This is a genomic window from Roseibium sp. ROS1, from assembly GCF_054658215.1.
Genome location: NZ_BAAGIG010000003.1, coordinates 291,105 through 306,280 on the forward strand (window position 1 = coordinate 291,105; position 15,176 = coordinate 306,280).

Sequence of the window (15,176 nt, forward strand, 5' to 3'; positions counted from 1 at the left end):
TGACGCATCACTTGCGAGATCTTGAAGCGGAAACTTTCGCAACGAAGTCAGTCAACAGGGCGAACATCTGTTGACGGGCGGCGATAGGTGTCAGGTTGTGATCCGCATCCTGCAGGCCGTGCATCTCGATGTTCGGATAGGCTTTCAATCCATGCCGGTCGACGCCGAACCAGTTGTGCAACTCAAGAAGCCCCCGGTCGTTGTCGCTATAGACGAGAGACACTGGGACATCACGCTGCTCGAGTTTCTGAAGGCGACTGGTCAGGACCTTGAAGAGCCGGTAATGGCGTGACAGATTGCCTAGAACAGGTGCCAGGGTTCGGTCGACCTTCAACTTCACGGGCCGGGTTACCTTTTTCAGAGCGGAAACCAGATTGATTTCCCCTGACAGAACCCGTTTCAGGGTCTCTGCATCGACCGCCTTGCGTCCATAACTGGACAGCGTCTGTATCGGCTCACGGATAGCCTTGTCCACGTTTTCGTCCGGATCCCAGACCAGTTTGCGTGAGTTCACCAGAAAGGCCGCATTGACGCGGTCATCGTCTGCAGCCGCCAGAAGGGCGAGATAGGCACCGCTGCAACGGCCGAACAGGATAACGTTTTTCACCCCGGTCCGTTCCTTGAGGAACCCGACGGCGGCTCTGACATCCTCCAGTTGCCTGTCAGAATAAAGAACCTGGGACGGCTGATCCGGCCAATAACAGCTCTCACCGATACCAGCCAGATCCGTGCGCAGGACCGCGCAGCCGCTTTCCGCAAGAGACCTGGCAAAGCCGACCGACATGCGTGCCCAGCCAATGGAATGGTCATATCCGGAATTGAGCATGATCACCGCCGTTTCCGCACGTTTGCCACGGGGGCTCGCGAGCACACCGAAGAACATTTTGTCGGGCCCGAAACGCAGCGCCTCCTCCTCGACATCTGGCAATGGCTCCGAAACGGCAGAGACTTCGGCAAGAGCTGCAGTCTCCAATTGCCCTGCCGGGAAATTGGCCTTCACCCAGGCTACAATCCGATCCAGGGTTTGAACCGGGGGGACGGACAGGGTCGGGTCGGACACATAGTCGACGTACCCCTCAAACGACAGGCTCTCGAACTGCAAACCGTTTTCGGCGTAGTGATCTGCAAGTTTCTGATCGCCCGGATGGTCGGCCCTTTGAACAAGCAATGTCTTCAATCCGGAGGGCAATTCCGTCTTGTAGAGATTGAGCGATTTGATTTCGTCGGCTGTTGCGGCCGAGAGCACGAAACCGCCTGCCATCAACCCGCCTTCGGGACCATCCGACGCACTGACCAGGAACGTCGGCTGCGTCAACGCAGTCCAGGCTGCGAGTTCCCGCAGATAAGCTCGTCCCTGGGCAACTGGCGCCAGTAGCACTTGTCCTGCAATCTCTCCGTCTGCTGCCAGGTTGCTTGCGAGACTTGCACCTATCCCCTGTCCGACCACGACAACCCGATCCGGGTTTGCCAATCTCTTGAGTTCGGAAAGGGCTGTTCGAACGGAACCCTGCCATGCCGACTTGTCCTGAATGTCCGCGCTGTCCCCGTGTGAATTCGCGGTAGCCGGATAGTCGAACCGCAGACATGGGTACCCGGATGCAGCAAATTTTTCGCCGAGCATCCTGTAGCTTTTCCGGGAACACAGCTCTTCATACCCCCAGGGGCTCAACAGCAGGATTGCTGTGCCTCCCGCAGCTTGATGAAAATAACCAGCAAGCCCATCAAACGAGATCGGCAAGGCCACAGCAGACGTTCCGGCAACAGGTGTAGCAGAGGAGGTATCAAAACCTTGCCGGTTCATATCACGTGCGAGCTCCAGCTTCATGGCGGGTGAAAGGCGGTCCTTCCAAATTCCGGGGCATCTTGCGCCTTTTTTCTAAGCCATTGTTTAATAATGCTGCAGGAACTTCTGGTGCATTAAAAGATCGTCTCACATCCTGTTGATTGCTTCCAACTCTGCTTCGGAGCCCAGTCTGAATGGAAAAAGTTTCCGTCGCCATAGCGAGCATTGGCCGTGAAACCTTGCTCGATACGTTACGTTCCCTGGCAGCGGTGACCAAACCGGTCGGGATGGAGCTCAACGTGCTGGTGGCCGATGATTCCAAATCCGGTGCGGCGACCAAACTCGTTGCCGGTCACCCCATCAAGTCGCTGGACGTGACCTGTCTTGCCGTGGCGAGCGGTAATATCTCTTCAGCCCGCAACGCATTGCTCGATGCTGCTGATGGCGACTGGCTGATATTTGTCGATGACGACGAATGGGTGGAGCGCGATTGGCTGGAAAAACTCTTCGCCTGCCAGAAAGACTTCAACGCAGACGTCGTGATCGGCCCGGTAAAACCACGCTATCCGGACAATACGCCCGAGTGGATGCGGCGCGCGAACCCGCTTTACACCGACTGGGGGTACCGGGGAAAACGGCTTTACACCGGCCGGGGCGGCAACACGCTGGTGCGGGTTGGTTTTGTTCGTGCGCTGGAACTGAGATTTGATGAAGCCTATGGCCGGACAGGCGGCGAAGACACCATCTTCTTTGCTCAAGCAGCTGAACGCGGGGCACGTATCTTTGCCACGGACGATGCGATCGCGCACGAACATGTTCCCCAAGACCGATTGTCGACGAAGTTCATTCTCAGCCGCGCGACACGGTCAGGCCAATCCTATGGCCAGATGCGCCTCGCCCGGCATCCAGACCCTTTCTGGCACGTTTTTTTCGCATTTGGAGCACTGGCAAAATGTGCCGTTGCCGGTGTTTTAGCGCTCGCATTCCGGCTTCTCGACAAAGGACGATCTTTCCGGATGCGGCAAAAACTTGCGCTCAATACAGGCAAGCTGCGCGCTGTATTCAACCTGCCCCTTGCAGAGCTCTACAGAAAACCGGATTGAACCAGTTGGCGCCTACGCCTCGGACATGCCTTCAAATGCGGAATTTCGCGCGCCGTGCGAAGGCATAGAGGGAGCTTTTCAGGCGCTTCTTGGCCGAAAACATCGGCGGGATGTCACGATCCGGGTCAAAGCCATTTGCAGGCGAAAAGCGCGGACAGAACCATGCCGTCTGATAGGCAAGTCCTGGTGTGCTTGTGAAGACCCGTCGATACCCGGCTTCCTTGAGACGATGCAAAACGTTCGCGTCCAGAGCACCGAACGGGATCGCCGCTTCTGTGACAGCAGCCCCTACCGCATCCTCGATTTTCTTTCGTGCGTCGTAAAGTTCCCGTTGAAAGCCGGCAGCATCCAGCTTGCGCCAGTCGACATGATCGTGGCCGTGGCTGCCGATGACCGATCCCGACGAAACAATCTCCCGCATCTGTTCCGCGGTCAGATAGCCCTTTGCCCCGATACGTGCAGCCAGAACGAAAAAACGACCTGGCCGGCCCGCCTCCACAAGGGCTGGCAACCCAACCTCGTAATCAGACAGGTTGCCGTCATCAAAGGTGATTTCCAGCTTCACTCCGTGTTTCTGCTCAAGTGCAGGAAGGCGTTCAATTGTGCGCTGGTAAGTCTCTATCGGAACGAAGTAATGGCTCTCTTCCGGCGAAACAGGCACCGCTGGTACACCAATACCGTGGAAAGTGAGAACCTGCGTTTTTGCCAGCATTTTTTCTCCGCCTTTTCGAACAGGACGCCAGATCCTTGACGCAGGGAAGTTAAAATAGTTTGTGCAGGTTCGCGTTGCCTGCCTATTAACGGCGCAGTCAGGTTTGGCACCTAGTTTCTGTTGTGACTTATCCGGGGGGCAGATACACAAAATCCGCTCCTGCGGTCCAAGGCCAGCGGCCACGGATCCCGCTTTTTTCGATCAACGGCCCACGCCTCGAGGCAATTTCGTGTCAATGAATTCCAGTTCGGCATCGAGAAAATTTCGCGCGCTTTATGACAAGGCCCTTGGCCTCTCACGACGCCCGCTTGTTGCCAATACAATTTCCTACACGATCAATTTTGGTCTCTTGCTCGTCATTCAGCTCGTCTTTTTCCTGTTCATTTCGCGCGCCTTGGGGGCAGCAGACTACGGTCTGTTCATCACCATCGTCAGTGTCTCCATCATGGCCGGTTTCCTGGTCGGTTTGGGCAGTGAATACCTTCTCCTCCAGCGGGTCGCGGTTGAGCCTCAGTCCTTCGGCAGATACCTCGGGCATTCCCTGATCATGATGGGACTTACCTTTCCGTTTGTCCTGCCCGGGACAATCGCTTTGTTGTACGTCCTCATCGGCGATACCGTTCCGCTATCGACTATCGCGATTGTCACTGTTTCGGATCTGCTCCTCACAAAGCTGGTGATCTTGTCCGCGCAATCCTACATGGCCTTCGACCGGGCCAGAAAACAGATTGTCATCAATGTTCTGGCTGCTTCGTTGAAACTCGCTTTCCTATTCGTTGCCACGCTTCTTCCCGGAAGTCTCACGCTCCAGGAATGGGCGTGGTGGTATTTCGCCGCCGGAATTCTGTCTGCTGTTGCGGCTTGCTGGCTTGTTCTGCGTGATCTCGGCCGGCCGACCTTCACCCTGATCCGGGACGACCTGAAACTCAGCCTTCTCTATTGCATCGAGTTTTTTGCCATCGGCGGCATGAAGGATCTGGACAAGCCGGTGGTCGTTCACACTTTGAGCGCAGATGCAGGCGGGCAGTACTCAGCCGGGTTCCGCATCATCGACGCAGCCTCAGCGCCCGTCAGAGCGTTTCTCTATGCAACCTACACCCGCCATTTTCGCCAGGCACAAGATGGGCAGGCAAGCAGCCTTGCTTTCGGCGTCAAGCTGTTGCCGGTGACGGTGTTCCTCGCCCTGCCGGTCGCAGTTTTCCTGTTGCTGATCGCCGGTTTCATTCCCCTTGTTCTGGGTGAAGATTTCGCGGAAACACCGACAGTCGTTATGTGCCTTGCGTTTTATCCGCTCCTGATGGGGCTTTCCGGTGTAGGGGCGGACATCTTGCGAGCCACCGGTCGTCAACGCGTGCGGATGGCGCTGCTCATCAGTACCAGTCTTTTGTTGATACCCGTCGTCAGCCTTGGCGCTGCGTTAGGAGGCCTGGCCGGGGCAGCGCTTTTCCGCTTTGGCGTCCAGATTGCTTTGACCGCGGGCACCTGGTTCTTCATTTTCTGGACAAAGGCACCTGCGCCCGAACCAGACGAAACCGCAGGCTGATCCGTTGCTTCCAGAAAGGCGTCAGAAGGGCACGCGCCCGGCGAAGTTCAAGGCCGTAAGTTGCCCTTTGGGGGCTGCCTGATCATCGCGTTCTTCGTCTGGCGTTTGTTGCAGTTGAATGCACTTTGCCTCGCCCGGAGCCAGATGGAACCAGTTGTCCTCCGCCTCAAATCCGGGAATGGCAACGACGGTCGATTGCAGGAAGCGCTTGGCACGGATCATCAGTGACCAACTGCCGGCCTCGTCCTGTTCCACACTCACCTCGGGCGCATCGAAATGGCGATGCTGTCCTCGGCCGAGAGGGAAATGATGCGCCTCGGAAATGAGTTCTCCGGTTTGCGTATCGAACAGACGTACCACGGTTACATCATGCGAGGGTGGGCCGAAACGATAGGCGTAGGTGACGTCGAAGAAGGCTCCGATCAGGTCCACAGCATTGAGCGTCAGCGCACTGTTCGGCGCCAACAACAGCTCCTTGTCTCCTGAAACCACCGGCACCTGGCTATCCCTCAGGCAGGCAATGCTGATCCTGACCGGCTTTTCCTCTGCCCTTTCGTTAAGGACGTGAATAGCAAGGCCGTTCGTGCCTTCGTCGGTGACACAGGCAATTACCGGCCTGAATGCGCGCTTGAGGGCATACCACGCGGGTTTGGGCCGTCCGGCTGCATCAACAAGTCCCCACCCGGCACCCATCGAGAGGTCGGAAAGGGTCCAGACCAGTGCGCCCTGGCAATTGGACCCGGGCCGTCGCCATTCGGAAAAGGTCTCGGACATGACCTCACCGGTGACCGCCCGTCCGAGGTCGAGGTATCTGTCCGGATCGCCGTAGCGAAGCGCGGACGGATCGACACCGTAGAGCAGCTTCAGATAGTGATCGCGCACATCCTCGAAGTCCCAGCCGGCGCCGCGGTCCCGCGGTACCCGTGCCTTCCAGCGTGGATCATGCCCCGGTTTCACCGGCAATCCTTCTTCCAGGCTTTGCTGGACGGGAATGTTGGAAAACGCGAGGCACTCACCTGCAAAGCGGACGTCAGCCCGTCTTGCGTCTTCCAGAGGCCGCAGATACGCCCCGACGCCGTAATAGTGGGCGATGCCTTCGTTGGGGGAGAACGGCAGGACCCCGCCGCATGGCGAATTTGCTGCATAGGGCACATCCGGCCGCAGCTCTGTGGCAATAGCCGGCAAGATCTCCTCGCACAGCGGCCCCTTCCAGCGATCCTCGGAAAGCCCCATCATGGCACCCTGCTGGTAGATCTCGCTTCCACCGCACAGAACGGCAAGTGAAGGGCTGCCCATGCTTTCATCCAGCTGATCGCGCAGTTCCGCCTCGACCTCCGCTACGAAGGCGGCATCCTTCACGGGATAATCGTAGTTGGCGAACTGAAAGTCCTGCCAGACCAGCAGGCCCAATTCGTCACATAGCTCAAGGAAGGCGCGGCTCTCGTAAAGCATCGTCCCGCCGATGCGCAGCATGTTCATGCCTGCGTCCCGGGCTTTTTCCAACAGCGGGCGATAGGTTTCGCGGCTGGACGACAGGTTCAAGAGATCCGCATTGGTCCAGACGGCGCCCCGGCAGAAGACCGGCACACCGTTGATCTTCAGGCCGAAGCCGCGTCCATCGGCACCGTGGTCCACCTCGATCCGGCGAAAGCCTGTCTTGTCCAGTGAAAGAGTTTTGTCAGCGGCCTGAACGGTTACGTCGTAAAGAGCAGGCTCGCCGTGCGTGTGCGGCATCCAGGGCTTGGCGCCCTCAGGACGGACGGTCGCCGCATAGCAACCGTCGTCCTGAAGGCTCATCTTCGCCGATGCTCCCGCGCAAGTCAGCACCGGAACGGCATCCGTATTTTCGAGCCTGACCGTAACTGACAGCGCGGCAGTGCCATCCGGAGCCAGGTCCGCAAGAATATGCTTTTCAACAATACGCGGTGTCGTCTGGGGTTCGAGCCTGATTGGGCGGTATGGGCCAACCGCATGGATTTCTGGGCACCAACCAGGCATGTGACCGAGAAGCGTCGTCCGCAAGAGCCTCAGCCCCTGGCTGGTTGCCAACTGAGGCTTCCACCGGGCGCGCGGCCCCTTTGCGTTCAAGTGCGGCTCTAGCGCGCGAAAGCAGATTTTCAGAACGTTGCGATCGGCCAGTTCCACGGGAACATTGTATTTGCGGAACATGTTCCGGCTGGACAGCACCTCAAAGTCGTTCAGGTAAACCTCGGCAATGGTCGCCAACCCGTCCAGGTGCAAGCGATATCGGCCCGGCGGGGCGTCGAACCAGGCTTCATACCAGACGTCTTTGCCATGAAGGGGAGCGGGATTTTCCGGGTCGTAAAGTCCTGCAACCGTCAGAGCACCGGCGACGGTTCCCGGAACGTGTGCCGGAACGAAATCCCACTGGTGCCCCGTCGAAAGCGGTGTTTCAAAGGCACCGGGCTCTGTCATTGACAGCGCCCAGGTCACTTCACCCAGGTCGATCATTCAAGCCCCGGCAGCGCGGACTACGGGAGTAAAACGTGCGTCCTGATCACCGTAGTGGGTGTCGAGAAGTTGCATCAGGTTGTCCCAGGCGTTAACCGCCGGCAGCAAGCCTTCGTCCAGCCCCTGAAACTTCTTGCGCATGACGGCGCGTGCCAGTTTGAACTGCACCATCTTGCAGGTGGAGGAAATGGTCTTGGCCATCTGCACACCCTCGGTCAGATCGTCCCTGCCTTCCGCCACCAGCCATTCGAGATAGGACGAAAACAGCTCGAAATTCGCACCGAGCTGGCGCAGCGTGTTGAAGGCATACAAGTGGAAGAAGCCGAACTCGCGTTCGCAGATCTTTTCCACCTGCGCCGGGAAGACCTGTGCAAAGGCAGCAATCGGGTTCTGCTTTGGGCGGCGCTTCAGGTGATGGCGCAGAAGACCTTCCGAAACGTTCAGGATGTGATCCGGCGTTGGCAGTGTGTCCGGAACCTTCACGAATTCCGTGTATGGCAGGAACGGCGTCGGCTTTTCATGTGCGCCGCGCTGAAACACTCCGTCGAAATCGTCACCTTCCAGCCGGTGCAGGCCCAGACCATGGAAATATTCCATTGTCCTGGCTTCAAAATCCATCCAGTTGACTGCGATCGTGGTCTTGCCGTGGGCCTCGTGATAACCGACACCGTGTGTGTCCGGAAGGAAATAGCTGTCGACTTCGACCAGTGACAGGCGGCCCCGTTCGATCTGTTGCCGGACGTGGGCTTCCACCCGGTCGTAGATCGCAAGTTCCGTGACCTTGAGACCAAAAAGCGCTTCCAGATCCTCTAGCGGCACCTTGAAGAAGGTGAACTGGTCCCCTTCAAAATCCTGGGTGACCGAATAGGACAGACAAGCCTCCGCCGGTAGACCAAGCGACGGCAATACCTCGATCCAGACATCAAGATAGCAATTGGTTTCGGGCCAGTCCCGGTCCTGGGAATGGAGCGGGCTACGCACGTAGGTCGCTGCATTGAAGCGGTCAAACACGGCTTGCGTCATGTTGCGTCCCCTCATCCCCAAAGCGTGGCACGGACGCCTTCAGGCCATTTGGACGTGTCGAAACCATGATGGCGGAAGAGCGCCAGCGCCAGTCGTTCCAGACCGAAGCCGACACAGGCGGTGTGGGCAGGCGTTCCATCAGCCTGACGGATGTTCCAGGCCTTGCCGAAATTGTCCATGTGGTAATTGAAGCTCATGCAGGCCGTCGGCTTTTCTTCCGACGTGATCGGCACAAGCATTTCGAACTTCAATTCCTGTTCACGCTGGCCGGACGCCATGATCTTGCCAGCTCGGCCGAAGAAGGGATCGTTGGCGACATCAACGTTATGCGGGAGCTGCAGCCGCTCCATCATGTCCGAGCCGCGCTGTTTCCAGGTCTCGCGAAAATCCATGGTCTGTTCGGCAGAACCGACACGCACGTATTCACGCTGGCGGAACATCTGCATCCGAGCCGGATCCTTGGAAGGCTCATGGCGGAAGCAATAGGACTGCAGCGCTACGTAGGCTCCCTCGGCCGGTAGTGCACCACGGCGCGAGAGGATCGGATAAAGCGGATAGCAGGCAGCAGGTGTCAGCGCCACCTGGGTCGGTTTCTGATCCTTGGACCAGTCGTCGCCAGCCGCCATGCATTGCAACAGCCCCATGTGGTCATGGTCGTTGCCGCAAAAGGCATGCACTGTTCCTGCCAACTGCGGGAAGTTCTTCATGTAACCGCTGGTTTCGAAATCCTGCATGGTCATTCCCGGCGGGAATACCATTGCTTCGGAGATCTCGTCCTGACCGTATGTGAGGGCAAATTTTTCGAAACGGGCAATAACGTCTTCAAATTCACCGCTGCGGGCATAGAGGCCGTCGACGCCGCTGTCATGCAGGACGCCTTTGGCAAAGAGCTGATCCAGAAAAGAGACTTGCGCGTCCATCATTACCCCAAAAGACTGGTGTCTTGTTTGTTGACCAGGAGCATCGTGGACGTGTTGCCCAGAATACGGTCGTTGGAAATCATCAGCTGCGCCGAATGGGCGTCACGCAGGTGGCGTCCGAGGCTGAACGGCGTACCGTTCTTGTAGCCTGCGATCCCGCAGATCAGCATGCAGTGGTTGATGATTGTCAGGATCGTCTGTGACGTGCCGATCTTCACGTTGTTCATGGCAACGGAGAAGCTCATGGCGTTGAGCGCATCGCTGTCGCCCTTGCAGCCTTCGAACTGTTTCAGGCCGGCAACGACGTTGGCCTTGACCAGCTGCAGCAGGCTTGACGCCTCCGCCAGACGCAGTGCTCCCGGAGGAACCTGGCCGGGAGCCTTGCGCGCAGCGTTCTTCACGAATGCCTGCCCACGGGCAACCGCATCAGCAGCGATGCCATACCAGAGCGCGCCCCAAAGAAGATGGGAAACGGCCAGCATGGATTGGGCCGCAATCTCCGCAAACGGGCGCGGCAGGATCTGGTCAGCCGGAGCTTCCGCCTTGAAAATATAGCCGTCGGAGCAGGTTCCACGCATGCCGAGCGTATCCCATTTGCTGGTCTGCTCAAGCGTGTACTGATCCTTCAGGAAAATGGTCGCAACCTGGTCGGAATGAGCCGCGTCGACATGCCGGCGGGAGGTCACCATGATGGCGTCCGCATTGGCGCCGTAGGAAATCACGGTCGCATCCTTGGTCAGGCGCACGGTGTCGCCCTCGACCTCGACCGCACAGATCGAATTGCGCAAGTTGCCGCCGATGCCCGCCTCACTGGTTGCAGAGGCGATCAGAAGCTGCTCATCGCAGATCCGCTTCTGGAAACCTTCGTGCCAGGCACTGCCCACCGCGTAATCCGCCAGGCTGGCAATCTGGATCTGGTGCATGGCATAAGTCATCGCGGTGGCCGCGCAGGCTTGTCCAAGAATTGCGCAAACATCAGCAATCTCGGTCAGCGTTGCGCCTTCCCCGCCGAATTCCGGACGGATCATGACACCCATCAGGCGTTCCGCTTTCAGGGCGTTCATGCCTTCAACAGGAAAGCGGCCTTCCACATCAACCTTGTCGGCAAACTCGGAAGCGACCTTGGCGGCCCGCTTGGCGCGATCTGCCAACCCCATGGCAGTGATCTTGGCTGCGGCGGTCATGGATTACGCAGCCTGCTCTTTCAGGATTTCGGTAAGAGCTGCGTCGATCGCATCAATGGAGGAGAAAGACTTGCGGTTCAGCAAATGCTCCGGAAATTCGATATCGAATTCTTCCTCGAGCGCCAGCATCACCTGGACGGATGCAAACGAAGACAGACCGGCATCGTAGAGGTCAGCACCGTCCGCGACGTCGTCGATAGAAACCGGCAGATTGCCGTGTTTTGCCAGCAGGGTCCGAATGGTCTGTTTCATTTTAGTCCTTACCATTTTCTAACGGTTACACTTGAACCGGTCCTTGGGTTCCGAGACGGAATTTAGGCCAAAAAACGATAAACTGTAATTAAAGGGCATGGTAAAAAATTACAAAACAGGAACTATTAAAGTTTGTTAAGTTAACACTTCCTCAATCATAAAAAATCTTTCAAGACACTCAACATTACCGCAGAGTATTCGTTCCAAAAACTTAAATCATTCTACCGAGAACACCGTCCTTGCGCACAAGACCGTGATAAAGCGCGGCGGCAATGTGCAGCACCACAGCGGCAGTGAAGAGCAGCCCGAGCACAAGATGAATCTGAAAAAGCTGGTCTGCCAACGCACGGTCCTTGGCGACAATGGCCGGCATGGTGAACAGGCCGAAGACCGAGATTGCCGCACCGTAGGCGGAGGTAGCCACCCACCCGATGAAGGGATTGACCAGCAGAAAACCGTACAGAAAGGCATGGGTAGCCTTGGCGGCAAATTGCTGCCAGAGCGGCATGCCTTCCGGCAAGGGGGCGGGTTTGTGGGTCAGCCGAAAACCGAGACGTACCAGGGTCAATATCATCAACACGATGCCGACCGAGCGATGGTAATCAAACAGCTGGTTCTGCAAGGGGCCGCTGTCGATCCGGATCATGACAAGGCCGGCAGGCACCATTGTCAGCACCAGAATGGCGGTCAGCCAATGGATCAGCCGGGCAATCGGGCTATAGCGTTCATCACTTGCGCCCATATCGCACCTCTCCTCTCCTGCCTGCACACAGTTTAGGCAGACCACCCGGTTTCAACAAGTCCCGGAAGGAAGCCGGATACCCGTGTCTTACGGCAAGGCAGTGAAATCGACGTGACCGACGCTGAGAGTGAGTTGACCGGAAGTGATGTGTTCCTGCCGCAGCGACCACCATTGCGCCAGTTCCGTCTCGTCCAGCGCGACTTCCCTGCCGACGTTGCACCAGCCCCCGAGAAGCTCTTTCAGGAAATCCGCTGACGAACTGTCTGCCTGCCAGTCAGACCGGCCCTGCACCACCTTGTAGCCTCGATCCCGAAACAGTTCGATGGCACGCATGGCAGCGGCCGGACCGAGGGCCGGACCGAACCCCTTGTCAGACAGCTGATGCGTGTTGTGGGCGGCCAACAACGCGGCATCAAAGGGAAGTTGCGGGGTGAAAAGCGCGCGGCCATCGTAGGTAAGGCTTGCCAGAAACGGTTTTCGCGCCTTCACGACCTGATCGACCAGCCGGACAAGAAACGGCTCTGCAACCAAGTCCAGAAAAGCGGATGTAGTCACCGCGTCAACCGCGGCAAACGGCAGCTCCTCCAGATCGCTCGCAAGGTCGATCTGCCGCGTTGTTACCCTGTCCTGCCAGCGCTGCCCGGCAACTTCCAACAGAGCCGGATCGTAGTCGGTCAAAAGCCATTCGATCGAAGTGCCTCGATGCCGAGCAAGAGCCGAGACAGTCGAGCCTGCTCCACTTGCGAGATCCATTATGCGCATCGGCTGACTGCCGAGAGCCGTGAAGAATGCGGTTTCAACGTCCTCATTGCGAGCCGCCAGATCGACCGGTTCGCGCAAGGCAAGCCATGCTGGTGAAAAACCACTCATCGGCCATTATCCTGCAACAGGTCTGCAAACTTCCGTGCCGCATCCGTCCAGTCCGGCAATAGTTCAGCGGCCTTTCTGGCTTCAGTGCTCAATCCCGCACGTTTCTCGCGGTCGGAGATGAGTGTTTCGAGCGCGTCACGCAAAGCATCGACATCCTCTACGCCGCAGTAGATGGCAGCCTTCTCCGGAAGCGTTTCCTTCACCGCGCCGCCACCGCTACCGATTACCGGCAAACCGTGGGCAAGCGCTTCGGTATAAGCCATGCCGTAGCCCTCATACCGGCTTGCGAGCACGAATACCTCTGCCGAGCGATAAAAGTCGCCAAGGTCTTGCGCCGAAACAGCCCCGTGAAGGGTAATCCTGTCTAGAAGTTCCAGCTCACGCGCCTGGCCTAAGAGCGCCTGGTAACATTCAGGATCCGCCTCAAGCCCACCGACGATATCCAGATGCCAGCGCAACTCCTTGAGGCTTGCAAGAGCGGTCAGCAAGAGATCGTAGCCCTTGCGTGGCAGCAAGGTGCCAACCGACAGCAGCCTCGCGACGTCGTTCTGTGGGCGTTCATACGGCTCAGGCTTTTCCGTGCCGGGCAGAACGGCGGTGATGCGGTCCGAAGATATGCCGAAAAGCTCTTCAACCTGAGTGCCTGTTGCGGGACTGGTCACGATGATATGACGGGCAAAAGCCAGCACTTTGTTTTCGCTCTGGAAAAGAGCTTCAGCCTGTTCCTTCGACAAACCGTTTTCGACACAGAGCGGGTGGTGCACAAGCGCAATGAGAGTGATCCGATCCTGCAGTCTTTCCATGGCTCCCGCCATTACCCCAAGTGCGAGACCGTCGACGACAACAAGCGACCCTTCCGGCACCGACGACAGCCGGGCTTCGGCTTGCCGAAGCGTTTCTTCGGTGGGAAACGGAAAGCCGTCCCCAAGCGAAACCAGATCAACCTCCCAGCCAAGCGTGCGCAGACCGGCGACGATCCTGCGATCGTAGCCGTAGCCACCGGTCGGTGTGTTGAAATCTCCGGGATAGGCAAAGACAAGCGCGGGCATGAGCTGTCAGATCCCGGCTTCGTACCAGGCGCGCGCGACGTGGGATTCGGAAATCGTCACGCGGATCGCCTTCAGTTCAGATCCCGGACGTCCGAGCTTGTCCGCTCTGGCAGCCTTGGCCAGATGATCATGGATGTGCTTTGTCAGAAACTCGGTCGTGGTGTTGATGCCTGCAAATTCCGGCACCTCGTCGAGGTTCTTGTAATTCAGAGGCTGCAGGACTTCCTTCAACGCATCATGCGCCCGGCCGATGTCGATCACCACGCCATTGGCGTCAAGGCTGTCGGCCAGAAACGCGGCATCGATGACAAACGTGGCACCGTGCAACGCCTGGGCCGGACCGAACAGTTCTCCCTTGAAGGAGTGGGCAATCATGACGTGATCGCGTACTTCAACTGCAAACATCTTATCATCCTGAAATCATGAGGAAAATTGAGAGCTTTTCAAACGACAGCTTGGTTGGTTCCGTCATATACGACGAGGGCGGCAAGCACATCTGACGCCTTGTTCAACAAATCGGGAAGACGATCCGGGAGCTCGGCAAACGCCACCTTGTGGGTGATGAGACGGTCGAGGGCAGGATCGGCCAGGAGGCCAAGAGCCGTTTCCAGCCTGCGGCGGTAAGTCCAGCGGGCCTGCCGATCGATCGGGATCGTTCCAACCTGACTGGAAACAAGCTTCAGGCGGCGGCAGTGAAAGTCTGCTCCGAGCGGAGCCGTGACCGCATGCGCGCCGTACCAGCTCAGCTCGACGATGGACGTGCCGTCGCCGGCACAGGCAAGCGCCGTCGCCAGTCCCGCCGACGTGGCACTTGTGTGAAACACCAGATCCTGGTTAGCCGGCGCATCTTCCGGCAGTGCAAATTCCAGACCCAGCCCGATGGCAACTTCCGCTCGGTCAGGGTTTGTATCCACGACAGTTACTTTTGATCCGGGTAACCGTCCGGCAACGTATGCGGTCAAGAGACCGACGACACCACCGCCGACCACGCAGATGTGATCCCCCGGTGATGGTTTTCCGTCCCATAACGCATTAAGTGCCGTTTCCATGTTGGCCGCCAAAACGGCTCTTTCGGCGGAAACGCCCTGGGGAACCGGCACGCACGACATGGAGGGGAGCGTAAAGACGCTTTGATGAGGGAAGAGAGAAAACACAAGACAGCCGTTGAGATCCGGGTCTCCTGCAATGACCCTGCCGACGTTTGCGTATCCGTATTTAACCGGAAACGGGAAATCTCCCTCTTGATGCGGCGCCCGCATGCGCTGCCATTCACTCGACGGAACGTCGCCGCGAAAGACAAGGCCTTCCGTTCCCCGGCTTATCCCGCTAAAGAGCGTTTCGACCAGCACTTCGCCGGTTTGCATCTCATTCAAGGAAACAGTCTCCAGTCCGCATCGACCGGGCTCGGTGTACCACAGCGCCTGCGGTTTACCTGTGTCGCGCGTCACCGGTACGTCTGCGGTCATCCTTTATCCTCTGCGGTCATCAACCCTTGCCTTTGTCAACGTTAGGACATTTTGACA

Annotated in this window: 14 protein-coding genes; 2 read left to right on the forward strand and 12 right to left on the reverse strand. The window is 57.9% G+C overall.

Translation table 11 applies throughout. The features are described 5' to 3' along the window. Positions 1-7 precede the first annotated feature (7 nt). Positions 8-1,621 carry an alpha/beta fold hydrolase gene (locus ACYQ6M_RS17485; protein WP_460074780.1) on the reverse strand — a complete coding sequence of 538 codons (1,614 nt, stop codon included), beginning with the start codon at positions 1,619-1,621 and terminating at the stop codon, positions 8-10. 356 nt (positions 1,622-1,977) lie between these two features. Between ACYQ6M_RS17485 and ACYQ6M_RS17490 the strand changes: the two genes are divergently transcribed. Next, entirely contained in the window at positions 1,978-2,886 is a 909-nt protein-coding gene (locus ACYQ6M_RS17490) for a glycosyltransferase family 2 protein (protein ID WP_460074781.1), read from the forward strand. Positions 2,887-2,917: 31 nt separating this feature from the next. Here the strand turns inward: ACYQ6M_RS17490 and ACYQ6M_RS17495 are convergent, their stop codons facing one another. Beyond that, on the reverse strand, positions 2,918-3,781 hold the full coding sequence (locus ACYQ6M_RS17495) for a polysaccharide deacetylase family protein (RefSeq protein ID WP_460074782.1): 864 nt from the start codon (positions 3,779-3,781) through the stop codon (positions 2,918-2,920). Positions 3,782-3,833: 52 nt separating this feature from the next. On the opposite strand from ACYQ6M_RS17495, the gene ACYQ6M_RS17500 reads away from it, so the two are divergent. Further along, entirely contained in the window at positions 3,834-5,141 is a 1,308-nt protein-coding gene (locus tag ACYQ6M_RS17500) for a lipopolysaccharide biosynthesis protein (RefSeq protein ID WP_460074783.1), read from the forward strand. 21 nt (positions 5,142-5,162) lie between these two features. Here the strand turns inward: ACYQ6M_RS17500 and ACYQ6M_RS17505 are convergent, their stop codons facing one another. From ACYQ6M_RS17505 to ACYQ6M_RS17550, 10 genes are all read right to left on the reverse strand, one after another. Further along, positions 5,163-7,613: a glycoside hydrolase family 2 protein gene (locus ACYQ6M_RS17505; RefSeq protein ID WP_460074784.1), complete on the reverse strand. Its 2,451-nt coding sequence runs from the start codon at positions 7,611-7,613 to the stop codon at positions 5,163-5,165. Beyond that, positions 7,614-8,636, reverse strand: a complete 1,023-nt coding sequence (locus ACYQ6M_RS17510) for a DUF1839 family protein (RefSeq protein WP_460074785.1) — start codon at positions 8,634-8,636, stop codon at positions 7,614-7,616. A gap of 11 nt (positions 8,637-8,647) precedes the next feature. Further along, complete coding sequence (locus ACYQ6M_RS17515) at positions 8,648-9,556, reverse strand: amino acid--[acyl-carrier-protein] ligase (protein WP_031269603.1); 909 nt, start codon at positions 9,554-9,556, stop codon at positions 8,648-8,650. A 2-nt stretch (positions 9,557-9,558) separates the two neighbouring features. Next, complete coding sequence (locus ACYQ6M_RS17520) at positions 9,559-10,740, reverse strand: acyl-CoA dehydrogenase family protein (protein ID WP_023001638.1); 1,182 nt, start codon at positions 10,738-10,740, stop codon at positions 9,559-9,561. A gap of 3 nt (positions 10,741-10,743) precedes the next feature. Continuing rightward, positions 10,744-10,992: an acyl carrier protein gene (locus ACYQ6M_RS17525; RefSeq protein ID WP_006933785.1), complete on the reverse strand. Its 249-nt coding sequence runs from the start codon at positions 10,990-10,992 to the stop codon at positions 10,744-10,746. A gap of 211 nt (positions 10,993-11,203) precedes the next feature. Next, the gene (locus tag ACYQ6M_RS17530; RefSeq protein WP_023001639.1) at positions 11,204-11,734 is read right to left on the reverse strand and encodes a cytochrome b; all 531 of its coding nucleotides are present in this window, start codon (positions 11,732-11,734) and stop codon (positions 11,204-11,206) included. 87 nt (positions 11,735-11,821) lie between these two features. Next, positions 11,822-12,604: a class I SAM-dependent methyltransferase gene (locus tag ACYQ6M_RS17535; RefSeq protein WP_460074786.1), complete on the reverse strand. Its 783-nt coding sequence runs from the start codon at positions 12,602-12,604 to the stop codon at positions 11,822-11,824. Next, on the reverse strand, positions 12,601-13,653 hold the full coding sequence (locus ACYQ6M_RS17540) for a glycosyltransferase family 4 protein (protein ID WP_460074787.1): 1,053 nt from the start codon (positions 13,651-13,653) through the stop codon (positions 12,601-12,603). The genes ACYQ6M_RS17535 and ACYQ6M_RS17540 overlap by 4 nt, the downstream gene beginning before the upstream one ends. 6 nt (positions 13,654-13,659) lie before the next feature. Beyond that, on the reverse strand, positions 13,660-14,058 hold the full coding sequence (locus ACYQ6M_RS17545; RefSeq protein ID WP_055658347.1) for a 6-pyruvoyl trahydropterin synthase family protein: 399 nt from the start codon (positions 14,056-14,058) through the stop codon (positions 13,660-13,662). Between the two features lie 38 nt (positions 14,059-14,096). Then, positions 14,097-15,119: a zinc-dependent alcohol dehydrogenase gene (locus ACYQ6M_RS17550; RefSeq protein ID WP_228931123.1), complete on the reverse strand. Its 1,023-nt coding sequence runs from the start codon at positions 15,117-15,119 to the stop codon at positions 14,097-14,099. Between the last annotated feature and the right edge of the window lie 57 nt (positions 15,120-15,176).